Consider the following 239-nt stretch of genomic DNA (forward strand, 5'->3'; position numbering starts at 1 on the left):
GCTTTATCAGCACTCAGAGAAACCGTGGTGTTGTCGATCGAGTCGGTAATCGAAGTGACGGCCGCTTTCGGATCGGTGACCAGGTTCTCGAAATTACCGCCTTCAGTTTTGGCGATGGTGGTGCTGACCGTGCTGCCGTTGTTATAGACGTCGTTGGCTGGGGTGTTGAACACAGTCGAGCCTGTGGTCTCACCGGCTTTAATAGTGATCGTCTGACCGTTCGAAAGCGTCACGGTAAC

Annotated in this window: 1 protein-coding gene; it reads right to left on the minus strand. The window is 53.6% G+C overall.

Going from position 1 to position 239, the window contains the following annotated elements; genetic code table 11:
• A partial coding sequence (locus AOA59_RS33740) for an immunoglobulin-like domain-containing protein (protein ID WP_371919104.1) occupies nt 1-233 on the minus strand: 233 nt, incomplete at its 3' end.
• Between the last annotated feature and the right edge of the window lie 6 nt (nt 234-239).

This window comes from Pseudomonas sp. 2822-15 (assembly GCF_002742515.1).
Taxonomy (GTDB): domain Bacteria; phylum Pseudomonadota; class Gammaproteobacteria; order Pseudomonadales; family Pseudomonadaceae; genus Aquipseudomonas; species Aquipseudomonas salomonii.